The organism is Pseudomonas sp. LBUM1652 (assembly GCF_059716105.1).
Genome location: NZ_CP166804.1, coordinates 5,367,513 through 5,389,717 on the forward strand (window position 1 = coordinate 5,367,513; position 22,205 = coordinate 5,389,717).

General features: G+C 59.3%; 19 protein-coding genes. 16 read left to right on the top strand and 3 right to left on the bottom strand.

Features of this window, described 5'->3' with window-relative positions; genetic code table 11:
• Positions 1-18 precede the first annotated feature (18 nt).
• The 11 genes from ACA069_RS24210 (at position 19) to ACA069_RS24260 (ending at position 15,769) form a co-directional block, all read left to right on the top strand.
• Positions 19-1,455 carry a sigma-54-dependent transcriptional regulator gene (locus tag ACA069_RS24210; RefSeq protein ID WP_489881352.1) on the top strand — a complete coding sequence of 479 codons (1,437 nt, stop codon included), beginning with the start codon at positions 19-21 and terminating at the stop codon, positions 1,453-1,455.
• 734 nt (positions 1,456-2,189) lie between these two features.
• Positions 2,190-3,593, top strand: a complete 1,404-nt coding sequence (locus ACA069_RS24215) for a polynucleotide adenylyltransferase PcnB (protein WP_401268441.1) — start codon at positions 2,190-2,192, stop codon at positions 3,591-3,593.
• 3 nt (positions 3,594-3,596) lie between these two features.
• Entirely contained in the window at positions 3,597-4,082 is a 486-nt protein-coding gene (gene folK, locus ACA069_RS24220) for a 2-amino-4-hydroxy-6-hydroxymethyldihydropteridine diphosphokinase (RefSeq protein ID WP_497615368.1), read from the top strand.
• Positions 4,083-4,538: 456 nt separating this feature from the next.
• Complete coding sequence (gene panB / locus ACA069_RS24225) at positions 4,539-5,339, top strand: 3-methyl-2-oxobutanoate hydroxymethyltransferase (protein ID WP_187679237.1); 801 nt, start codon at positions 4,539-4,541, stop codon at positions 5,337-5,339.
• Entirely contained in the window at positions 5,336-6,196 is an 861-nt protein-coding gene (panC, locus tag ACA069_RS24230; protein ID WP_497615369.1) for a pantoate--beta-alanine ligase, read from the top strand. The genes panB and panC overlap by 4 nt, the downstream gene beginning before the upstream one ends.
• 343 nt (positions 6,197-6,539) lie before the next feature.
• On the top strand, positions 6,540-8,204 hold the full coding sequence (pgi, locus tag ACA069_RS24235; protein ID WP_187679235.1) for a glucose-6-phosphate isomerase: 1,665 nt from the start codon (positions 6,540-6,542) through the stop codon (positions 8,202-8,204).
• A gap of 212 nt (positions 8,205-8,416) precedes the next feature.
• The gene (acs, locus tag ACA069_RS24240) at positions 8,417-10,354 is read left to right on the top strand and encodes an acetate--CoA ligase (RefSeq protein ID WP_489881348.1); all 1,938 of its coding nucleotides are present in this window, start codon (positions 8,417-8,419) and stop codon (positions 10,352-10,354) included.
• Positions 10,355-10,405: 51 nt separating this feature from the next.
• The gene (locus ACA069_RS24245; protein ID WP_489881347.1) at positions 10,406-11,278 is read left to right on the top strand and encodes an oxygenase MpaB family protein; all 873 of its coding nucleotides are present in this window, start codon (positions 10,406-10,408) and stop codon (positions 11,276-11,278) included.
• Between the two features lie 92 nt (positions 11,279-11,370).
• Positions 11,371-12,387 (top strand): class I SAM-dependent rRNA methyltransferase, encoded by a 1,017-nt coding sequence (locus tag ACA069_RS24250; protein ID WP_497615370.1) that lies wholly within the window; start codon positions 11,371-11,373, stop codon positions 12,385-12,387.
• A gap of 134 nt (positions 12,388-12,521) precedes the next feature.
• Complete coding sequence (locus ACA069_RS24255; protein WP_497615371.1) at positions 12,522-15,473, top strand: DUF748 domain-containing protein; 2,952 nt, start codon at positions 12,522-12,524, stop codon at positions 15,471-15,473.
• Positions 15,473-15,769 carry a DUF2845 domain-containing protein gene (locus ACA069_RS24260; RefSeq protein WP_401268456.1) on the top strand — a complete coding sequence of 99 codons (297 nt, stop codon included), beginning with the start codon at positions 15,473-15,475 and terminating at the stop codon, positions 15,767-15,769. The genes ACA069_RS24255 and ACA069_RS24260 overlap by 1 nt, the downstream gene beginning before the upstream one ends.
• Before the next feature lie 226 nt (positions 15,770-15,995).
• Here the strand turns inward: ACA069_RS24260 and ACA069_RS24265 are convergent, their stop codons facing one another.
• The gene (locus ACA069_RS24265; protein WP_497615372.1) at positions 15,996-16,352 is read right to left on the bottom strand and encodes a BON domain-containing protein; all 357 of its coding nucleotides are present in this window, start codon (positions 16,350-16,352) and stop codon (positions 15,996-15,998) included.
• A 297-nt stretch (positions 16,353-16,649) separates the two neighbouring features.
• Positions 16,650-17,081, bottom strand: a complete 432-nt coding sequence (locus ACA069_RS24270; protein WP_187679228.1) for a pilin — start codon at positions 17,079-17,081, stop codon at positions 16,650-16,652.
• A 226-nt stretch (positions 17,082-17,307) separates the two neighbouring features.
• Between ACA069_RS24270 and pilB the strand changes: the two genes are divergently transcribed.
• Genes pilB through yacG form a run of 5 tightly spaced genes read left to right on the top strand, consistent with a single transcriptional unit; the run spans position 17,308 to position 21,919 of the window.
• Positions 17,308-19,008: a type IV-A pilus assembly ATPase PilB gene (pilB, locus tag ACA069_RS24275; protein WP_489881343.1), complete on the top strand. Its 1,701-nt coding sequence runs from the start codon at positions 17,308-17,310 to the stop codon at positions 19,006-19,008.
• Between the two features lie 2 nt (positions 19,009-19,010).
• Entirely contained in the window at positions 19,011-20,228 is a 1,218-nt protein-coding gene (locus tag ACA069_RS24280; RefSeq protein ID WP_497615373.1) for a type II secretion system F family protein, read from the top strand.
• 1 nt (position 20,229) lies between these two features.
• Complete coding sequence (locus ACA069_RS24285; protein ID WP_497615374.1) at positions 20,230-21,102, top strand: prepilin peptidase; 873 nt, start codon at positions 20,230-20,232, stop codon at positions 21,100-21,102.
• Positions 21,099-21,722 (top strand): dephospho-CoA kinase, encoded by a 624-nt coding sequence (gene coaE / locus ACA069_RS24290; protein WP_489881340.1) that lies wholly within the window; start codon positions 21,099-21,101, stop codon positions 21,720-21,722. The genes ACA069_RS24285 and coaE overlap by 4 nt, the downstream gene beginning before the upstream one ends.
• Positions 21,719-21,919: a DNA gyrase inhibitor YacG gene (gene yacG / locus ACA069_RS24295; protein WP_007959585.1), complete on the top strand. Its 201-nt coding sequence runs from the start codon at positions 21,719-21,721 to the stop codon at positions 21,917-21,919. The genes coaE and yacG overlap by 4 nt, the downstream gene beginning before the upstream one ends.
• A 6-nt stretch (positions 21,920-21,925) precedes the next feature.
• Here the strand turns inward: yacG and ACA069_RS24300 are convergent, their stop codons facing one another.
• Positions 21,926-22,141 carry a hypothetical protein gene (locus ACA069_RS24300; RefSeq protein ID WP_007959584.1) on the bottom strand — a complete coding sequence of 72 codons (216 nt, stop codon included), beginning with the start codon at positions 22,139-22,141 and terminating at the stop codon, positions 21,926-21,928.
• Positions 22,142-22,205 lie beyond the last annotated feature (64 nt).

Here is a 22,205-nt window from a genome sequence, read left to right on the forward strand (position 1 = left end):
GTCGAGAGTATCGAATCAATGCCGCACATTTTGATCGTCGAAGACGAAACAATTATCCGCTCCGCCTTGCGCCGCCTGCTGGAACGTAACCAGTACCAGGTCAGCGAAGCCGGTTCAGTGCAGGAAGCACAAGAACGCTTCACCATTCCTACGTTCGATCTGATCGTCAGCGATCTGCGCCTGCCGGGTGCGCCGGGTACCGAGCTGATCAAGCTTGGCCAGGGCACGCCGGTGCTGATCATGACCAGTTACGCAAGCCTGCGCTCGGCGGTCGACTCGATGAAGATGGGCGCGGTGGACTACATCGCCAAGCCTTTCGACCACGATGAAATGCTTCAGGCTGTCGCGCGGATTCTGCGAGACCGTCAGTCGGCGCCTGCTGCCGGCGAAGTTGTTACCGGTAAAACCGCCAATGGCAGCGGCAAAGCCGCCGTCGACAACAGCAACGGCGAAATCGGCATCATCGGCTCCTGTCCACCGATGCAGGACCTGTACAGCAAGATCCGCAAAGTGGCGCCGACCGATTCCAATGTTCTGATTCAGGGCGAATCCGGCACGGGTAAAGAGCTTGTTGCCCGCGCCCTGCACAACCTGTCGAAACGCGCCAAGGCGCCGATGATCTCGGTGAACTGCGCGGCCATCCCGGAAAGCCTGATCGAGTCCGAACTGTTCGGCCACGAGAAAGGCGCGTTCACTGGCGCCAGCGCCGGGCGTGCCGGTCTGGTGGAAGCGGCGGACGGTGGCACGCTATTCCTCGATGAGATCGGCGAATTGCCGCTGGAAGCCCAGGCTCGCCTGCTGCGTGTATTGCAGGAAGGCGAGATTCGCCGCGTTGGTTCGGTGCAGTCGCAGAAGGTCGATGTGCGTTTGATCGCCGCGACCCACCGCGACCTGAAGAGCCTGGCGAAAATCGGCCAGTTCCGTGAAGACCTTTATTACCGTCTGCACGTGATCGCGTTGAAACTGCCGGCCCTGCGCGAGCGTGGCGCCGACGTCAACGAAATCGCCAATGCTTTCCTCGCCCGCCAAAGTGCGCGCATCAACCGTACCGACCTGAAATTTGCCGCAGATGCCGAACAGGCAATCCGTCACTATTCCTGGCCGGGTAACGTGCGAGAGCTGGAAAACGCCGTCGAGCGCGCGGTGATCCTCAGCGAGAGCCCGGAAATCTCCGCCGACCTGCTGGGCATCGATATCGAGCTGAGCGATCTGGAAGACGACGAATTCATCGGTCTGCCGCCACAGACGGCGGGTAACACCAGCAACAGCAGCCATGAACCGACCGAAGATCTGTCGCTGGAAGACTACTTCCAGCACTTCGTGCTTGAGCATCAGGACCACATGACCGAGACCGAACTGGCGCGCAAACTGGGCGTCAGCCGTAAATGCCTGTGGGAACGCCGTCAGCGCTTGGGCATCCCGCGGCGCAAGACCGGGGTCGCCAGCGAGAGCTGAACGTTACCTGTCGAGTGTGCGGGTAACGCATGAAGATGTGAAAAAACTGTTACCTCAGCCTTTTCACGTAACAGAAGCCGGGGTTATCGGTAACGAAACCCCGGCTTTTTTTCGCCCCTCTAAAACGGTTATATCGACCTAACCCCTTGTTTTATTGGCCTTCGCAAAAGTTGGCACGGCACCTGCTATATGTTTGGTACAAGAACAATAACAAGCAATGCACAAGACAATAAAAATAAGACGAATCGACTCACGCACAATAAAAACAAGACGGCGAGAGGCGCAGCTAACTGATTCTTTTGGAGAGGCGTTGTATTTGGGGCTTGCCCCACGACCAGGCCGAGAACAACAAAAACTGTCCTAAGACAGAGCCTGTACTGGTTGGATCGAGAGATCACTGCAATTCAGCGACCAAAGCAATCCGTTTGCTCTTGGCTCCCGATTGGGAGGGTCATGAAGGAAAAGCTTCATGGCGAGGGCACTCAACAAAAACAAGAAGCCCGAATCAATAATAAAAAGAGCACGCAACTACTTCTTGGGGAGCTTCGGCTCCCCTTGTAGTTTCTCCCTCCCGGCAAAACTCCCCACATTTTCAAGGCTCGACGCCTGTAGCCCGCGGCTTGCAGCGTAAAACGGCTGCGTCCTACACCATCCCCCGACTAAATGCTAGAATCTGCGCCCATCATGCGGTCATTCTTTGGTATGGCCGAACATTCCTTCAAACAGTGCATCCCATGCTGAAGAAGTTGTTCCAGTCATTCCGAGCTCCCGTGCGTCGTACGCAACACATCCGCAGCACCCCTGAAGTGCTCAACAGCGGCCAACATTCGCTGCAGAAAACGCAGTTCAGCCGCTACGCGGTCAATATCGTCGAACGCTTGCAGGGCGCCGGTTACCAGGCCTATCTGGTCGGCGGTTGCGTGCGTGACATGCTGTTGGGCATCACGCCCAAGGATTTCGACGTCGCCACCAGCGCCACCCCTGAGCAAGTCCGTGCCGAATTCCGCAATGCGCGAATCATCGGACGTCGCTTCAAGCTGGTGCATATCCACTTCGGTCGCGAAATCATCGAAGTCGCGACATTCCGCGCCAATCACCCGCAGAACGAAGACGACGAAGACAGCAATCAGTCTTCGCGTAACGAAAGCGGGCGGATTCTGCGCGACAACGTCTACGGCACCCTGGAAGAAGACGCGCAGCGCCGCGACTTCACCATCAACGCCCTGTATTACGATCCGGTCAGCGAGCGCATTCTCGATTACGCCAATGGCGTACACGACATCCGCAATCATCTGATTCGTCTGATCGGCGACCCGAAGCAGCGCTATCAGGAAGACCCGGTGCGCATGCTGCGAGCCGTGCGTTTCGCCGCCAAGCTCAATTTCGGTATCGAGAAGCACACCGTCCAGCCGATCCGTGAACTGGCGCCGATGCTGCGCGAGATTCCGTCGGCACGCCTGTTCGAAGAAGTACTCAAGCTGTTCCTCTCCGGCCACGGCGCGATTACCTTCGAAATGCTGGTCGATCTGCAACTGTTCGCCCCGCTGTTCCCGGCCAGTGCCGACGCACTGGAACACAACCCGGAATACACCCACACGCTGATCAGTGAAGCGCTGACCAACACCGATCTGCGGATCAAGCAGAACAAACCGGTAACCCCGGCGTTCCTGTTTGCCGCCATGCTCTGGCCTGCCCTGCCGGCCCGTGTGTTGCGTCTGCAAGAGCGTGGCATGCCGCCGATTCCGGCCATGCAGGAAGCGGCGCACGAACTGATTGCCGAACAGTGCCAGCGCATTGCGATTCCGAAGCGCTTCACCATGCCGATCCGCGAAATCTGGGACATGCAGGAACGCCTGCCACGGCGCAGCGGCAAACGTGCCGATCTGCTGCTGGACAATCCACGTTTCCGCGCCGGTTATGACTTCCTGCTGTTGCGTGAAAGCGCTGGCGAGCAGACCGATGGCCTGGGCGAATGGTGGACCGATTATCAGGACGCCAATGACAGCGAGCGTCGCGACATGATCCGTGATCTGAGCGGCAAAGGTGATGACGCCAGCGGTGCTCCGCGCAAGCGTCGCCGCAGCAGCGGTTCCAAGCGCAAGCGCACCGCCGGTGCTCCGAGCGCATCGGGCGAGTAAGGCATGGAACGTATCTACATCGGCATGGGCAGCAACCTCGCTGACCCTGCCGAACAATTGCGCAGCGCCGTCGAGGCGCTGGGGCAATTGCCGCTGACCACGCTGGCCGGCGTTTCAGCCTTCTACCAAAGCGACTCGTTGCTGCCAGGCCAACCGCGTTATACCAACGCGGTTGCAGCGCTCGAGAGCAATATGGCGCCGCTGGAACTGCTCGATGCCTTGCAAGCCATCGAGAACGATCAGGGCCGCGAACGTCTGGAGCGCTGGGGGCCGCGCACGCTGGATCTGGATATTCTGCTGTTCGGTGATCGGCTGATCGACGAACCACGGCTGAAAGTCCCGCACTATCAAATTCAGGAACGTGCGTTCGTCCTCTATCCCCTCGCCGAGCTAGCTCCTGAAGAGCTGCGTTTGGCCGATGGCCGCACCCTCACCGACCTGCTCGCCGCCTGCCCGTTCGTCGGCCTCGAGCGCCTCCCTCACGCCTGACACCCATTTCCCTTGGGTGCAGGCTTTTGTGGCGAGGGGGTTTATCCCCGATCGGCTGCGCAGCAGTCGCAAAACCGGCAAATGCGGAGTGACTGATTAATGCGTACTACCATTTTGGGGCCGCTTCGCCGCCCATCGGGGATAAATCCCCTCGCCACATAAGCGATGCTCCGTATTCGTTTTTTGTCGGACAAAAACGCCCCGATCAAGCCCCGCCGCCGCGCTGAATCGCATCAGTAACGCCGGTAACACTCCCCTCGTAACAACGCGGTAACACACGCAATTGACTTCCTAGGTTCTCCTCACGACTATAGGCGTCCCGCTGCCGCCAACCCGGCACAAACGGGCGCAATCCAGGCCTTATAAGCACGACAAAAGAGCGTGCGCCTGAGTAGATGAAGAATCACGCGCGTTACTCGCAGTAGTTTCCAGAGCGCCTGAACGAGGATTTTTTACATGCCAGCCATCACCCTGACCACGCTCCAGAGCCTCAAGCAGAAAGGTGAAAAGATCACCATGCTGACCTGCTATGACGCGACCTTCGCCCACGCCTGCAACGAGGCCGGTGTCGAAGTGCTGCTGGTGGGCGACTCCCTCGGCATGGTCCTGCAAGGTCATGACAGCACATTGCCGGTGACCACTGCGGAAATGGCCTACCACACCGCCTGCGTCAAACGCGGCAACAGCGACGCCCTGATCCTGGCCGACTTGCCGTTCATGGCCAACGCCACCCTCGAACAAACCATGAACAACAGCGCCATGCTGATGCAGGCCGGTGCGCACATGGTCAAGGTCGAAGGTCAGCTGTGGTTGGCCGAGTCGATTCGTCTGCTGGCCGAACGCGGTGTTCCGGTCTGCGCGCACATGGGGTTGACCCCGCAAGCGGTGAACATTCTCGGCGGCTACAAAGTGCAGGGCCGCAACGAGAACCAGGCGCGGCAGATGCGCGCTGATGCGATCTCGCTGGAGCAGGCAGGCGCATCAATGCTGCTGCTCGAATGCGTGCCGAGTGAACTGGCCGCTGAAATCAGTCAGGCCGTGAAGATTCCGGTCATCGGCATCGGCGCCGGTAGCGATACCGACGGCCAAGTACTGGTGCTGCACGACATGCTCGGCCTGTCGATCACCGGCCGCGTACCGAAGTTCGTTAAAAACTTCATGCAGGGTCAGGACAGCATCCAGTCCGCACTGAAGGCATACGTCAACGAAGTCAAAGGCGTTACTTTCCCTGGGATCGAACACGGATTCTCTGCATGAACACCGTTAAAACCGTACGCGAACTGCGCGCCGCCGTAGCCCGCGCCCGTAGCGAAGGCAAGCGCATCGGCTTCGTGCCGACCATGGGCAACCTGCACAGCGGCCACGTGGCGCTGGTCACCAAGGCCACCCAGCGGGTCGACTTCGTGGTGGCGAGCATTTTCGTCAATCCGCTGCAATTCGGCGCCGGCGAAGACCTCGACAAGTATCCGCGCACCCTGGCGGCGGATCAGGAAAAACTGTTGGAAGCTGGCTGTTCGCTGCTGTTCGCGCCGACTGTCGAGGAAATGTACCCCGACGGCATGGCCGGACAGACCCGGGTCAGCGTGCCGCACCTCTCCGAAGGTCTGTGCGGCGCCAGCCGTCCGGGGCACTTTGAAGGCGTGGCGACGGTGGTCAGCAAACTGTTCAACATGGTTCAGCCGGATCTGGCGATTTTCGGCCAGAAGGATTTCCAGCAACTGGCGGTGATCCGCGCACTGGTGCATGACCTGAACATGCCGATCCAGATCATCGGCGAGCCGACCGTCCGTGCCGCCGATGGATTGGCGCTGTCGTCGCGCAATGGTTTCCTCAGCGAAGAACAACGTGCCTTAGCCCCGGTGGTCTATCGCACCCTGAGCACGATTGCCGAGTCGATCAAACAGGGTGAGCGGGATTTCCCGGCGCTGATCAGCGCGCAGCTGCAACAACTGGAAGCCGCAGGCCTGCGCCCGGATTACCTGGAGATTCGCCATGCCCTGACCTTGCGTCCGGCGACGGCTGAAGATCGCGATCTGGTGATTCTGGTCGCGGCGTTCCTCGGCACCACGCGGTTGATCGATAACCTGCACCTGAATCTCGATACGCCGACCTGAGTACACTGCAATATCACTGTGGGAGCGAGCTTGCTCGCGAATGCAATCTGTCAGATGACCAAGCGTCTACTGACACGACGCCTTCGCGAGCAAGCTCGCTCCCACAGTCGTTTGTGCTCAATTCAGTCTCGCTATTCTCCGTTTGTCGCCTCGTTACCGGTATCAATGTTAAAAAAGTACAGGGATCGGGTCAGACAAAGTCAAGACAGAACGCAGCGCGAGGTTTACTGTATTCGCCCTGTGTCCAGAAACCCTGTCGACGCAGGTGGCCCATGCCCAACCATGGCGTGCTGGCCTGTTCCGTGTTCAAAAGGCCGTTCAAGTAAAAAGGAAAACCGCAGCGATGGCGTACTACCGCACTCCTCACGACGTTACCGCTCTGCCTGCCTGGCAAGCGTTGAAAGACCACCGCCAAGCCATGCAGGATTTCAGCATGCGCGAGGCCTTCAACGCCGATCCGCAGCGCTTCAATCAGTTCACCCTCAGCAGCTGCGGACTGTTTCTCGACTATTCGAAGAATTTGATCAACGCCGAGACCCGCAATCTGTTGGTGGGTCTGGCCAATGAAGTCGATCTGAAGGGCGCGATCAAAGCGCTGTTCGACGGCGAAATCGTCAACTCGTCCGAAGGCCGCCCGGCACTGCACACCGCCCTGCGCCGCCCGGTGGGCGACAAATTGTCGGTCAACGGCGTCAATGTGATGCCGGAAGTCCACAAGGTTCTGAACCAGATCACCGATCTGGTCGGCCGCATCCACGACGGTCTGTGGCGCGGTTACACCGAGAAGCCGATCACCGACGTGGTCAACATCGGCATCGGTGGCTCGTTCCTCGGCCCTGAACTGGTGTCCGAAGCGTTGCTGTCCTACGCGCAGAAAGGCGTGCGTTGCCACTATCTGGCGAACATCGACGGCAGCGAGTTCCACGAACTGACGCAAAAACTGCGCGCCGAAACCACGCTGTTCATCGTTTCGTCGAAGTCGTTCAACACCCTCGAAACCCTGAAAAATGCTCAGGCCGCTCGCGCCTGGTACCTGGCTCAGGGCGGTTCGGAAGCCGAGCTGTATCGTCACTTCATCGCCGTATCGAGCAACAACGCCGCCGCCATTGCGTTCGGTATTCGTGAAGAAAACATCTTCCCGATGTGGGACTGGGTCGGCGGCCGCTACTCGCTGTGGTCGGCCATCGGTTTGCCGATCGCCCTGGCCATCGGCATGTCCAACTTCAAGGAACTGCTGTCCGGTGCCTACACCATGGACCAGCATTTCCAGACCGCCCCCTTCGAACAGAACATGCCAGTGCTGCTGGCGCTGCTCGGCGTGTGGTACGGCAACTTCTGGGGCGCGCAAAGCCACGCGATCCTGCCGTACGACCATTACCTGCGTAACATCACCAAGCACTTGCAGCAATTGGACATGGAATCCAACGGCAAGAGCGTGCGTCAGGACGGCACTGCGGTGTCGACTGACACGGGTCCGGTGATCTGGGGCGGCGTCGGCTGTAACGGTCAGCACGCTTACCACCAGTTGCTGCATCAAGGCACCCAACTGATTCCGGCCGATTTCATCGTGCCGATCGTCAGCTTCAACCCGGTGTCCGACCACCACCAGTGGCTGTACGCCAACTGCCTGTCGCAGAGCCAGGCGCTGATGCTCGGCAAGACCCTGCCGGAAGCCGAAGCAGAACTGCGCGACAAAGGCGTGAGCGAAGAAGACGTGCACAAAATCGCACCGCACAAGGTGATCCCGGGCAACCGTCCGAGCAACACCCTTGTGGTCGAACGCATCAGCCCGCGTCGTCTCGGCGCGCTGGTTGCCATGTATGAGCACAAAGTGTTCGTGCAAAGCGTGGTCTGGGGCATCAACGCCTTCGACCAGTGGGGCGTGGAACTGGGCAAGGAACTGGGCAAAGGCGTTTACAACCGTCTGGTCGGCAGCGATGAAACGACCGCTGACGATCCGTCCACCCAAGGCCTGATCAACTACTTCCGCGGTCGTCACCGCGGGTGATTTGACTGTGTTGCCCACAGATCCTGCGGGCAACACTTCTCCACTGTGGGAGCGAGCCTGCTCGCGAATGCGGTTTGTCATTCAGCATCTTTGTTGACTGACACCCCGCCTTCGCCAGCAGGCTCGCTCCCACAGTTGTTTTGTGGATGACTTGAACCTCTCGATCTCTCGGCGCATCTTTATTCTTCGCACAACAAGAATAAGGAACCGTCATGTTCGATATCAGCACGTTCCCCAAAGCCGATGCCGTCCGCCGGGCTGCTCAGTTGAGTCAGGACGACTACCGACGCCTGTACCGCGAATCCATTGAACACCCCAGCGTTTTCTGGGCCGAACAGGCCACCCGCTTCCTTGACTGGAGTACACCGTGGCAGACCGTTCAGCGCTATGACCTGAAAACCGGTGAAGCCTCCTGGTTTGCCGGCGGCCAACTGAACGTCAGTTACAACTGCATCGACCGCCATCTCGAACAGCGCGGCGATCAGACAGCCCTGCTCTGGGAAGGCGACGACCCTGCCGAATCGGCGCAAATCACCTATAAAAAACTTCATCACCACGTCTGCCGACTGGCCAACGTGCTGAAAAACCGTGGCGTGAAGAAAGGCGACCGGGTGTGCATCTACATGCCGATGATCCCGGAAGCCGCCTACGCCATGCTCGCCTGCGCGAGGATCGGCGCGATTCATTCGGTGGTGTTCGGCGGCTTTTCCCCTGATTCACTGCGTGACCGCATTCTCGATGCCGATTGCCGCACCGTGATTACCGCCGACGAAGGCGTGCGCGGCGGCAAATTCGTGCCGCTGAAACAGAACGTCGATAAAGCCCTGCAAAATTGCCCGGCTGTCAGCACCGTCGTCGTAGTCGAGCGCACCCAGGGCAATGTGGACTGGGTCGAGGGCCGCGATCTCTGGTATCACCAGGCTGTGCGCGAGGTCAGCGACGACTGCCCGCCAGAGCCGATGGACGCCGAAGATCCGCTGTTCATCCTCTACACCTCCGGCAGCACCGGCAAACCCAAAGGCGTGCTGCACACCACTGGCGGCTACTTGCTGCAAGCGGCGATGACCTTCAAGTACGTGCTCGACTACCGCGACGGCGAAGTGTTCTGGTGTACCGCCGACGTCGGCTGGGTCACCGGCCACAGCTACATCGTCTACGGCCCGCTGGCCAATGGTGCGACCACGTTGATGTTCGAAGGCGTACCGAGCTATCCGAGCAGTTCGCGTTTCTGGCAGGTGATCGACAAACACAAGGTCAACATCTTCTACACCGCGCCCACCGCGCTGCGCGCGTTGATGCGTGAAGGTGCCGAACCGCTGAAGGAAACTTCGCGCCAGAGCCTCAGATTACTCGGCAGCGTGGGTGAGCCAATCAACCCGGAAGCGTGGGAATGGTATTTCAATGTGGTCGGCGAACAGCGCTGCCCCATTGTCGATACCTGGTGGCAGACCGAAACCGGCGGCATCATGCTCAGCCCCTTGGTCAGTGCGCAGCGGATCAAACCGGGCTGCGCCACACAGCCGATGTTCGGCGTGCAACCGGTGCTGCTCGATGAGCAGGGCAAGGAAATCAAAGGCGCTGGCAGCGGCGTGCTCGCCATCAAATCGAGTTGGCCGGCGCAGATCCGCAGTGTTTATGGCGACCCGCAGCGGATGGTCGACACCTATTTCAAACCCTACCCCGGCTATTACTTCACCGGCGACGGCGCCCGTCGCGACGAGGACGGCGATTACTGGATCACCGGGCGTATCGACGATGTGATCAACGTTTCCGGTCACCGCATCGGCACTGCCGAAGTGGAAAGCGCGCTGGTGCTGCACGACAGCATTGCCGAGGCCGCGGTGGTCGGTTATCCCCACGACGTCAAAGGCCAGGGCATCTACGCCTTCGTCACCCCCATGAACGGCACCGAACCGAATGATGAGCTGAAGAAAGAATTGCTGGCCCACGTCAGCAAGGAAATCGGCAGCTTCGCCAAACCGGACCTGATCCAGTGGGCGCCGGCCTTGCCGAAAACCCGCTCAGGCAAGATCATGCGGCGCATTCTGCGCAAGATCGCCTGCAACGAACTCGACAGCCTCGGCGACACCTCGACCCTGGCCGACCCGAGCGTGGTGCAAGGCCTGATCGACAAGCGCCTCAATCAGTAACATCCCGGGCGCGATCAACCGGTCGCGCCCGCTCTTCAACAATGAGTGGTCATGGAATTTATCCGCAGCCGTATCGAAACCCAACTCATGAGCCTGACCGGGTTATCTCTTGGTCAGCTCGACCTGGAAAATCCCAAGGGCGATCCCGGCCTGTTCGGCCCCGACTCGATCAGTTGGCAGGTGCACGGTGACTTCAGCAGCATGTTGATCGGCGGTATCAGCGCATTGTTGCTGCAAGCGCTGCATCCACTGGCGCTGGCCGGGGTCTGGGATCATTCGAACTTTCGCCAGGACATGCTCGGGCGATTGCGCCGTACCAGCCAGTTCGTGTCCGGCACCACCTTCGGCTCGCGGCGGGACGCCGAATGGCTGATCGAAAAAGTGCGCACCATTCACCTGCAAGTGGTCGGCACTGCGCCGGATGGCCGAGCATATGCGGCCAGCGATCCGGATCTGCTGACGTGGGTGCATGTGGCGGAAGTCAGCAACTTCCTCGCCGCGCATTTGCGTTATCGCAATCCGCAGTTGTCGCCGGCGGATCAGGATCGTTATTACGCGGAGATCGCTGTGGTCGCCGAACGCCTGGGCGCCCGCGACGTGCCGAAGTCACGGCAAGCTGTGGCGGATTATCTGCAACGCATGCGCCCGCAATTGCTGTGCGATGAGCGCAGCCGCGAAGTCTTGCGTCTGCTGCTCGACGCGCCAGCCCCCAGCGTGTTGGCGCGGCCCTTTGGCGATCTGATGATGAAGGCCGGTATCGACCTCTTGCCGGACTGGGCCAGCGACATGCTCGATGTGCGGCAGAGTTCGCTGCAACGGCAACTGATCCGCGCCAGCGTCAGGCGCAGCGCGCCGATGCTGCGTTGGGCGATGCGTAATGGGTCGGTGCAACGGGCCAAGCGGCGGATGGGCCTGCTCACCTGACCTGCACACAGGTAATCGGTAATGCCTCAGGGCATCGGTAGCAGCACAATGCTAAACTCCCGCGCCCCAATTCTCACCAGCAAGGCGCACGCATGTCTTCCTTGAATCAGGCGCTGCGCGCCGCCCTCGACCAACGCCAGGACCTGCTCGCCGAGCTGCATAGCCAGGGCACCGATTGCTATCGGCTGTTCCACGGCAGCCAGGAAGGCGCCGGCGGCCTGACGATCGACCGCTACGGCCCGCAACTGCTGGTGCAAAGCTTTCACCAGACGCTGGAGCGTGACGACCTGCTGCAACTGCACGCCATGGTCAACCAGACCCTTGGATTTGAAGCCCTGCTGGTCTACAACGACCGCTCCCGCGGCAACTCGCGTATCGACCGCGAAGACAGCGTCTATAAAGCCGACGCCGCCGCGTTGGCCGATCTGATCGGCCACGAGTGGGGCCTGAACTACCGAGTTCGCGGGCGCCATGCCGGGCAGGATCCGTTGCTGTTCCTCGACCTGCGCAACACCCGCGGCTGGGTCAAGGATCACGCCCAGGGCAAAAGCGTGCTCAACCTGTTCGCCTACACCTGCGGCGTCGGCCTCAGTGCCGCGGCCGGTGGTGCGCGTGAGGTGTGCAATCTGGACTTCGCCGAAGGCAACCTCGCAGTCGGTCGCGAAAATGGCCAGCTCAATCCGCAATTGCCCGAAATGGAATTTATCCAGTCCGATTACTTCCCTGCGATTCGCCAACTCGCCGGCCTGCCGATCAGCCAGCGGCGCGGGCAGAAGCTGCCGAGCTATCAGCGCCTCGAACAACGCCAATACGATCTGGTGCTGCTTGATCCGCCAGCCTGGGCCAAGAGCGCATTCGGCACCGTCGACCTGCTGCGCGACTATCAGAGCTTGCTCAAACCGGCCCTGCTGACCACCGCCGACAACGGCGTGCTGATCTGTTGCAACAACCTGGCGAAAGTCAGCATGGACGACTGGCGTGAGCAGGTGTTGCGCTGCGCCGAGAAGGCCGGACGTCCGGTGCGCGAGTGGAGCGTGATGACGCCGGGCGCCGACTTCCCGTCAATGGATCAGCAGCCGCCGTTGAAAACCCTGATCCTGCAGCTCTGATCGCATCCCTTTGCAGGAGCTGCCGAAGGTTGCTCCTACAACGATTGCGGAAAAATCTGAACAATCCTGTCCCACGCCATGTACTTCGGAACCAGAATCGCGTGCCATACTCCAAGGCACTCCGATTCAGACAGATGAAGCCGCACATGCCCAAAGGATTGATTCGCGCGATTGGCGCCCTGTTGACCGCTCTGGCCCTCTACAGCCTGCTGGGGTTTCTGATTTTGCCGGGCATCGCCCTGCGTGTAGCCAACCAGCAACTGGCCAACTACGCCACGGTGCCTGCGCATATCCAGCGCATCGAACTCAATCCGTTCAGCCTTGAGGTCACCCTGTGGGGCCTGGTTATCGGCGAACCGGGCAAAGAGCAGGTCGGCTTCGAACGCCTGTACGCCAACCTGCAACTCGACAGCCTGTGGACAAAAGCGCTGCACCTGTCCGATATCGAGCTGGACAAATCCAAGACTGAAATCCTCTTCGCCAAAGACGGCAAGCTCAACCTGCTGGGCCTGTTCAAGCTGCCGGCCAGCGAACCGACTCCGACCGACCCGGATGCAAAACCGTTCCCGCTGCGCATCGACCGGATCAAACTGGCGGGTGGCGCCCTGCATTTCGAGGATGCGCGCCCTAGTGAGCCGATCGAGTTCCTTTACGACAAACTCGACTTCGAACTGAAAAACCTCAGCACCCTGCCCGAAGACAGCGCCGACATGACGCTGGTCGCCGCCGGCCCGGCCGGTGGGCAGATCGACTGGAAAGGCAACTTCAGCCTGATCCCGATTGCCTCCGAAGGCACACTGAAAATCACCGACGGCCAGATGAAATCCTTCTGGCCGTACGTGCGTGATGCGGTGCCACTGGTGCTGGAGAACGGCGTGGTCAGCCTCAGCACCGACTACAAGCTCAACCTGTCGAAAGAAACCGAACTGCTGCTGAACAACGTTGCGGTCAGCATCGCGCCGTTCGCCATCAAGGCACCGGACGGGCGCCCACTGGCAAAACTCGAACGCCTCGACATCAGCGACACCACCGTGGACCTGGCCAAGCAGCAAGTGGTGGTCGGCAAGATCCGCAGCAACAAACTGGAAACCTGGGCCGCCCTCGAAGCCGACGGCCAACTGGACTGGCAGAAACTGTTCGCCAGCCAACCGTCGAAGCCCGCCGCCAAAGCCGCCGCCGAACCGGCCAGTACGCCGGCCGCCGCCGATTCGCCCAAGGCTGAATCCACTGCCCCGAGCAAGCCATGGCAGGTGCTGCTCAAAGATGTGCAGTTGCGCAACTACCAAGTGCATCTGGCTGACCGTTCGGCCAATCCACCGGTGGCGCTGGATGTCGGCCCGCTGAACGCTGACTTGCAGGATTTCGACAGCCTCAACGGTTCGCCCTTCAAGGTTAAACTCGATTCCGGGCTGGGCAAGCAAGGCAAGATCATGGCCGACGGCGTGGTCAATCTCGCGCCGGTCACCGCCCAGCTCAACGTGAAAACTCAGGACATCGACCTGCGTGTCGCGCAGTCCTACATCAATCCGTTCATTCGCCTCGAATTGCGCAGCGGCATGCTTGGCAGTGACCTCAAGGTCAATCTCAAAAGCACCGACCCGCTGGCGCTCAGCGTGACCGGCCGGGCTCAGATCGATCAACTGCACACCCTCGACACCCTGAAAACCCGCGACTTCCTCAAATGGCAGCAAGTGGTGGTGGAAGGCCTGAACTATCAGCACGGCGACAGCCTGTCGATCGACAAGGTCAACCTGTTCCAGCCGTATGTGCGTTTCATGATCAACGATGACCGCACCACCAACATCGACGACCTGCTGATTCCACAGCCTGCCGACAGCGGCGCAAAAGCCGCAGCCGCCAAACCGGCGAGCAAAGAAAAACCGCTGGGCATCCACATCGGCGGCATCGCAATCAATGACGGTTCGGCCAACTTCGCCGACTTCAGCCTGACCCCGAACTTCGCCACCGCCGTCCAGCAACTTAACGGCCAGATCGGCACCATCGACAGTCGACAGGTGAAACCGGCCACTGTCGATATCAAGGGCAAGGTTGATCGCTATGCGCCAGTGACCATCAAGGGCGCGGTCAATCCGTTCGACCCGATGGCAAGCCTCGATATCACCACCAGTTTCAAACGTGTCGAGCTGACCACACTGACGCCCTACTCCGGCAAATTCGCCGGTTACCGCATCCGCAAGGGCCGACTCAACCTCGATCTGCATTACCTGATCACCAAAGGCCAGTTGAAAGCCGAGAACAAAGTGGTGGTCGAGCAATTGCAACTCGGTGAAAAAGTCGACAGCCCGGACGCGACAAGCCTGCCGCTGAAATTGGCAATCGCATTGCTCAAGGACGTCGACGGCAAGATCTCCATCGAACTGCCGGTGACGGGCGACTTGAACAACCCGCAGTTCAGCGTGATGCCGATTGTCTGGCAGACCCTGCGCAACCTGATCGTCAAAGCCGCTGCCGCGCCTTTCAAAATGATTGGCGGACTTGTCAGCGGTGGCGGTTCCGAAGACCTCGGCACAGTGTCGTTCGCGCCGGGGTCCAGCGAGTTGAACAAGGATGCCGAGAGTGCGCTGATCAAGCTATCCCAGGCACTCAAGGAACGTCCGGCCCTACGCCTGGAAATCGAGGGCGCCGCCGCCAAAAGCAGCGACGGTCCATTGCTCGCCGAGCAGCGCCTGGAACGTGAATACCAGTACAACTACTACAAGATGCTCCAGCGCCGTGGCGATAAAGTCCCGGCTCAGGCTTCCTTGATAGAAGTGCCGGACAGCGAGAAAGGCCCATTGCTCGAAGGCATCTATCGCACTCGCCTGAAGACTCAGCCGCCGGCCGAATGGAAGGATCTGGGCAAGGAAGAACGCACAGCGAAAATGCGCGAAGCCGTGATCAATTTCTGGAGCGGCAGCGATGTGTTGCTGCGCCAGTTGGGCCAGGACCGCGCCAGCAGCATCAAGGATTATCTGGTGGATAAAGGTCAACTGGCTGACGAGCGCGTGTACTTCATCGACACCAATCTGGGCGAGGCTGAAAGCGATGGTCGGGTGGTGACGCAAATGCATCTGGATGCCGAGTGATGAAGCGCAAATGGCTGGCCGTGATGACACTGACACTCGTTGTTGGCCAAGCCTCAGCGTCGGATACGTTGCGTTGCGGCAGCCAACTGATCAGCCTTGGCGACCGCGCAAGCGAAGTACTGCAAAAGTGCGGAGAGCCGGTCAGTCGCGATGCGCTGGGTTACAAGCGTAGCGCCAATCGCCGCGAAGAGTTTCAGGTCGAGGAATGGACCTACGGCCCGAGCAACGGCATGTATCAATACCTGCGCTTTGAAGGCAATCGTCTGCGCCAGATCAACAGCAAACGGGGCAACTGAAAATCAAAAGATCGCAGCCTTCGGCAGCGCCTACAGGAAAACAATGTAGGAACTGCCGATGGCTGCGATCTTTTTGCCTTGGGAAATAGAACAGGCCCCGACACAAGTGCCGGGGCCTGTAATGGTCACCTCCGTGTGACCGTTCGCATGAACTCTAAAGTTGCGGCAGACGTATTGCTCGGCCCGTCTGTCGCGCCTTCTCCCGGTCCAGGCGAGAAGTCATGCCTTACTTGGCTTTCAGGCCGTCAGCGGAAACCGCTTCAACGCCTTTGATCTTCTTGGCGATGGCTACTGCAGTGGTTTTCTGAGCATCAGTGACAGCTACAGTCGACGACAGCGACACAACGCCTTTGTTGGTTTCGACCTTAATGTCGGTGCCTGGAATGCCTTTTTCGGTGACCAGATCAGCTTTGACCTTGGTGGTGATCCAAGTGTCGGAGGTAGCCTCTTTCGCCTGAGTCACTTCACCGGCAGCCAGAGTCATTGGAGCCTGGGTAGCCTGGGTGGATTGAGCGAATGCACCGGAAGCCATGGTCAGGGTCAGCGCGGTAGCAGCAGCGGCAGTGATAGCGAACTTCTTCATACGAGTAACTCCTGTTTTTCTGGAAAGTCTGCTGGATGTCTTGTCAGCAGGGTTACTGGAGATATTGCGAACGCTGTGCCAACTTTTCCATAAGTATAAAAACCATATAAATCAATAACTTATGAATTTTGCAAAATTACGGATTCATGCAAATTGCATGACTCGGGAAATATTCACATGCAAGTTGCGGTTTTTCGAAAAGTTCCTAAGGTGCTGAAATTATTGAAGCTTTTGAGAACCACTGCGCAATGAAAAATGCCCCGCATTGGCGGGGCATTTTTCAGACATGGCCTGAGATCAAGTACCGCTGGCAGTGCAGCCTTTTGGCGAGTAGTCCGGAGCCACTGTGGTACCACAGCTCCAAACGCCTGCGCCCGTGCCGGAGGAACGAGTCAGCGTGATAGTTTTGCCCAACACTGGCGCTGGAGCATTGGCGATCGTACAAACAATGGTTCCCGCACCGTCAGCGGCTGTACCTGAAGCCGTCAATGCACAATTTGAAGTGGTAGTGACCGCATCACCCTTCACGATTGCAAGCGTCGGGTTTGTCCCTTGATTGATGGTGTCCTCAAACGGCACTTTCAGTGCGCTGATTTCCGCCAGCCCCGCCGTCACCTTCGACCGCGCCTGATATTTCGAATACTGCGGCAGGGCGATAGTCGCCAGAATCCCGATGATTGCCACAACGATCAGCAGCTCGATCAGAGTAAAGCCTTGTTGTTTTTTCATAGACACGCTCCATGCATGAGTCGAATTCTCATGATCTGAGAAGGACTGAGCATAGCCCATGCCAAGCGCCTCAATGCCCTGCGCACTAGGCGGTTACCGCGCTCGACGCAGCTTCCTACAACCTGTAACCGCACTATCTGACACTTTTTGTCACCTGCACCGGCCATGTTTGGCGCTGTCACTTGACTAGGCTATAAGTCATGAACTGCAAGCGTGCGGAATCCCCATGAATGACATCGCTCTGAGCGGTCTGGCCAAGCAATTGGTGCAGGCCGAACTGCTTACGGAAAAAAGCGCCCAGCAGGCCTGGCAACAGGCCCAGCGCAATCGACAGTCACTGGTCAGCTATCTGGTGCAGAACAAACTGGTGAAGAGCTCACAGGTGGCCGAGATCGCCTCGGAGCACTTCGGCATGGCTTTCCTCGACATCAATTGTCTGGACAAGGAAACCCAGCCCAGAGGCCTGGTCAGTGAAAAACTGGTACGCCAGCATCACGCACTGCCCTTGTGGCGACGCGGCAACAAGTTGTTCGTGGGGATTTCCGACCCGAGCAATCATCAGGCGATCAACGACATCCAGTTCAGCACCGGGCTGAACACCGAAGCCATTCTGGTAGAAGACGACAAGCTTACCGATGCCATCGAAAAATTCTTCGACACCCATGCCAGCGGTCTCGAAGACATGGCCGATGTCGATCTCGACGGCATCGATGTCGAAGCCATCGATGACAACAAACAGGACGCCATCGGCGGACTCGATGCCGACGATGCGCCGGTGGTGCGTTTCGTTCACAAGATGCTGCTGGACGCGATCAAGAGCGGCTCCTCCGACCTGCATTTCGAGCCTTACGAAAAGAACTACCGCGTGCGGGTACGCACCGACGGCATTTTGCGCGAGGTAGCCAAACCGCCCATCCAACTGGCCGGGCGAATTGCCGCACGCCTGAAAGTCATGGCCAGCCTCGACATCTCGGAACGGCGCAAACCGCAGGACGGACGGATCAAGATGCGCCTGTCGAAGAGCAAGTCGATCGACTTTCGGGTCAACACCCTGCCGACCCTGTGGGGCGAAAAAGTGGTGATCCGGATTCTCGACCCGTCCAGCGCGCAGATGGGCATCGATGCACTCGGTTACGAGCCAGCGCAGAAAGATCTGTACATGGCCGCGCTCAAGCAGCCACAAGGCATGATTCTGGTCACCGGCCCCACCGGCTCGGGTAAAACCGTGTCGCTGTATACCGGGCTGAATATTCTCAACACCGTCGACATCAACATCTCCACCGCCGAAGACCCGGTGGAGATCAACATGGAAGGCATCAACCAGGTCAACGTCAATCCTAAACAGGGGCTGGATTTCGCCCAGGCCCTGCGCTCGTTCCTGCGGCAGGACCCGGACGTGATCATGGTCGGCGAGATCCGTGACCTGGAAACCGCCGAGATTGCGATCAAGGCTGCGCAGACCGGTCACCTCGTGCTCTCGACCCTGCACACCAACAGCGCGGCGGAAACCCTCACCCGCCTGCACAACATGGGTATTCCCGGCTTTAACATCGCCACTTCGGTCAGCCTGATCATCGCCCAGCGGCTGGCGCGCAAGTTGTGCAGCCATTGCAAGAAAGCCATCGAGATCCCCCGCGAAACCCTGATCAAGGAAGGCTTCCCCGAGGAACGCATCGGCAGTTTCACGATCTACGAGCCGGTCGGTTGCGATCACTGCAACGGCGGTTACAAGGGACGCGTGGGGATTTATGAAGTGGTGAAGAACACACCCGACCTGCAACGGCTGATCATGGCCGAGGGCAATTCGCTGGAAATCGACATTCAGATGCGCCGCGACGGTTTCGACGACCTGCGCACTTCCGGTTTGCATAAAGCCATGCAAGGCATCACCAGCCTGGAAGAAATCAACCGGGTCACCAAGGACTGAATATGGCGGTCAAGGCAGCGAAAATCAGCGTCTACGCCTGGGAAGGCACGGACAAGAAAGGCAGCAAACTCAGTGGTGAATTGAGCGGTCTTAATCCGGCCCTGATCAAGGCGCAACTACGCAAACAGGGGATCAATCCGGGCAAAGTGCGCAAAAAATCCGCATCGATTCTGAGTTTCGGCAAACGCATCAAGGTCCGGGACATCGCGCTGTTTACCCGGCAAATGGCAACCATGATGAAGGCCGGAGTGCCGCTGTTGCAGTCGTTCGACATCATCGGCGAGGGCTTCGAAAACCCGGCCATGCGCAAACTGGTGGACGAGGTGAAACAGGAGGTCGCCGCCGGTAACAGTTTCGCCAACGCCCTGCGCAAAAAGCCGCAATATTTCGACGAGTTGTATTGCAACCTGGTGGATGCCGGCGAACAGTCCGGCGCCCTCGACACGTTGCTGGAACGGGTCGCGACCTACAAGGAAAAGAGCGAAAGCCTCAAGGCCAAGATCAAGAAGGCCATGACCTACCCCACCGCCGTGGTGCTGGTGGCCACCATAGTGACCGGGATTCTGCTGGTGAAAGTGGTGCCGCAGTTCCAGTCGGTATTTTCCGGATTCGGCGCCGAATTGCCGGGCTTTACCCTGATGGTGATCAGCCTCTCGGAATTCATGCAGCAATGGTGGTGGGCGATTCTGATCTTTCTGGTCGTGGCGTTTTTCGGCATTCGACATGCGCTGAAAACTTCCCAGGCCTTGCGCGACCGTCGCGACACCTGGCTGCTGAAGCTGCCGCTGGTGGGCACGCTGATGTACAAATCTGCCGTCGCTCGTTTCGCCCGAACCCTGTCGACTACCTTCGCCGCCGGGGTGCCGCTGGTCGAAGCGCTGGATTCGGTGGCCGGTGCCGCTGGCAACGTCGTGTTCAAGAGAGCGATTCTGCGGATCCGCCAAGATGTCTCCACCGGTATGCAGCTGAATTTTTCGATGCGCACCACCGGCGTGTTTCCCAACATGGCGGTGCAGATGACCGCAATCGGCGAAGAGTCCGGCGCGCTGGACGAGATGCTCGCCAAAGTCGCAGGGTTTTACGAGGACGAAGTGGATAACATGGTCGACAACCTCACCAGCCTCATGGAGCCGTTCATCATGGTGGTCCTGGGGGTGATCGTCGGTGGTCTGGTGGTGGCCATGTACCTGCCGATCTTCCAACTCGGCTCAGCGATCTGACATGCCTATCGACGAACTGTTTGTCCTCTATCCGCTGGCTTTTGTCTTCACCGCGCTGTTGCTTGGGCTGGTGGTCGGCAGCTTTCTCAATGTGCTGGTCTGGCGTCTGCCAAAGATGCTCGAGCGTGACTGGCGCCAGCAGGCCCAGGACGTACTAGGTCTTCCCGGCGAAACGCCGCTGCCGACCTACAACCTGATGCTTCCCCACTCCGAGTGCCCGCACTGCGCGCATCGAATCCGCGCTTGGGAAAACATTCCGTTGCTCAGTTATCTGTGGCTGCGCGGACGTTGTTCCGCGTGTGCCGCGCCGATCAGCAAACGCTATCCGCTGACGGAACTGGCCTGCGGCCTGCTCTCGGCGTTCATTGCCTGGCACCTGGGATTCGGCTGGCAAGCGTGCCTGTTGATCTTCCTCACCTGGGGCTTGCTGGCGATGAGCCTGATCGACACAGATCACCAATTGCTGCCCGATGTGCTGGTGCTGCCCTTGTTATGGCTGGGGCTGATCGTCAACAGTTTCGGGCTGTTCGTGCCGTTGCACGATGCACTATGGGGCGCGGTGGCCGGTTATCTGGCGCTGTGGTCGGTGTACTGGCTGTTCAAACTGCTGACCGGCAAGGACGGCATCGGCCACGGTGATTTCAAGCTGCTGGCGCTGCTCGGCGCCTGGGGTGGCTGGCAGATTTTGCCGCTGACGATCCTGCTCTCATCGCTGGTGGGCGCGATCATCGGAGTGATTTTGCTGCGCCTGCGCGACCAGGAAACCTCGACGCCAATCCCGTTTGGCCCCTATCTGGCAATTGCCGGCTGGATTGCCTTGCTCTGGGGTGGTCAAATAACCGACTTCTATTGGCAGTTTGTCGGTTTGAAATGAATACCCCTGTGGAAAAACCCTGGATTCTCGGCCTGACCGGCGGCATCGGCAGCGGCAAAAGCGCCGCGGCCCAGCACTTTATCGACCTCGGCATTCATGTGGTCGACGCTGATCATGCGGCGCGCTGGGTGGTCGAACCGGGGCGTCCGGCGCTGGCGAAGATTGCCGAACACTTTGGCGCTGGCGTGTTACAAGCGGACGGAACGCTGGATCGCGCCGCGCTGCGCAAACTGATCTTTGAGGTTCCGGAGGAACGCCGCTGGCTCGAAGCCCTGCTGCATCCGTTGATCGCCGAGGAAATCGCCCATCACCTGGCGCTGGCAAAATCGCCTTACGCGATTCTGGTATCACCGCTGCTGATCGAATCCGGGCAATACGCAATGACTCAGCGCATCCTGGTGATCGACGCCCCGCAACAACTGCAGATCGAACGCACCTTGCAGCGTGACCAGACCAGCGAACAGCAAGTTCAGGCGATCCTCAAGGCCCAGTCGAGCCGCGAAGACCGTGTGAGCCGTGCCGACGACGTGGTGGTCAACGACCGCGACCTCGCCTGGCTGCACAGCGAGGTCGAGCGCCTGCATGACTTTTACCTGACTTTAAGTGGAGGCCAATCATGAGCCAGATCCCAACCGTAGAATGCCCAACCTGCGGCGCACCCGTGGAATTCACGCCCGAGAACAAATTCCGCCCGTTCTGCTCCGATCGCTGCAAACTCATCGACCTCGGTGCGTGGGCCTCCGAGGAACACAAGATTCCGGTCGCCCCGGATGCCGAGGATGAACTGTTTTCCGGCGATTTCGACCCGCGTCACTGATCCCGCTCAAGGACGCATGAAGCCGTAGTCCTGATCGTCGTCGAGGTTTTCCGCCAGAAAGCGCAACTCGTCGGCAAGGTCTTCGGCATTGCGCACAGCCTTGCTCTGTTGCACCACTGCACTGAGCAAGGCGCGCAGACTCAGTCCCGGATCAAACCCCACCTCCTGCGCCATCTCCAGACTCTGCCGTGTTTCCTGTCTCGCCCACTCGTACACACTCATACCGCTGCTCCTGAAGGGATTTGCACGAGCATGAAATGACGCTTGCCGGGCTGGTTTGATGTGG

Coding starts and splice junctions, on each gene's coding strand:
- ACA069_RS24210 (WP_489881352.1), top strand. CDS start 19: ATGCCGCACATTTTGATCGTCGAAGACGAAACAATTATCCGCTCCGCC.
- ACA069_RS24215 (WP_401268441.1), top strand. CDS start 2,190: ATGCTGAAGAAGTTGTTCCAGTCATTCCGAGCTCCCGTGCGTCGTACG.
- folK (WP_497615368.1), top strand. CDS start 3,597: ATGGAACGTATCTACATCGGCATGGGCAGCAACCTCGCTGACCCTGCC.
- panB (WP_187679237.1), top strand. CDS start 4,539: ATGCCAGCCATCACCCTGACCACGCTCCAGAGCCTCAAGCAGAAAGGT.
- panC (WP_497615369.1), top strand. CDS start 5,336: ATGAACACCGTTAAAACCGTACGCGAACTGCGCGCCGCCGTAGCCCGC.
- pgi (WP_187679235.1), top strand. CDS start 6,540: ATGGCGTACTACCGCACTCCTCACGACGTTACCGCTCTGCCTGCCTGG.
- acs (WP_489881348.1), top strand. CDS start 8,417: ATGTTCGATATCAGCACGTTCCCCAAAGCCGATGCCGTCCGCCGGGCT.
- ACA069_RS24245 (WP_489881347.1), top strand. CDS start 10,406: ATGGAATTTATCCGCAGCCGTATCGAAACCCAACTCATGAGCCTGACC.
- ACA069_RS24250 (WP_497615370.1), top strand. CDS start 11,371: ATGTCTTCCTTGAATCAGGCGCTGCGCGCCGCCCTCGACCAACGCCAG.
- ACA069_RS24255 (WP_497615371.1), top strand. CDS start 12,522: ATGAAGCCGCACATGCCCAAAGGATTGATTCGCGCGATTGGCGCCCTG.
- ACA069_RS24260 (WP_401268456.1), top strand. CDS start 15,473: ATGAAGCGCAAATGGCTGGCCGTGATGACACTGACACTCGTTGTTGGC.
- ACA069_RS24265 (WP_497615372.1), bottom strand. CDS start 16,352: ATGAAGAAGTTCGCTATCACTGCCGCTGCTGCTACCGCGCTGACCCTG.
- ACA069_RS24270 (WP_187679228.1), bottom strand. CDS start 17,081: ATGAAAAAACAACAAGGCTTTACTCTGATCGAGCTGCTGATCGTTGTG.
- pilB (WP_489881343.1), top strand. CDS start 17,308: ATGAATGACATCGCTCTGAGCGGTCTGGCCAAGCAATTGGTGCAGGCC.
- ACA069_RS24280 (WP_497615373.1), top strand. CDS start 19,011: ATGGCGGTCAAGGCAGCGAAAATCAGCGTCTACGCCTGGGAAGGCACG.
- ACA069_RS24285 (WP_497615374.1), top strand. CDS start 20,230: ATGCCTATCGACGAACTGTTTGTCCTCTATCCGCTGGCTTTTGTCTTC.
- coaE (WP_489881340.1), top strand. CDS start 21,099: ATGAATACCCCTGTGGAAAAACCCTGGATTCTCGGCCTGACCGGCGGC.
- yacG (WP_007959585.1), top strand. CDS start 21,719: ATGAGCCAGATCCCAACCGTAGAATGCCCAACCTGCGGCGCACCCGTG.
- ACA069_RS24300 (WP_007959584.1), bottom strand. CDS start 22,141: ATGAGTGTGTACGAGTGGGCGAGACAGGAAACACGGCAGAGTCTGGAG.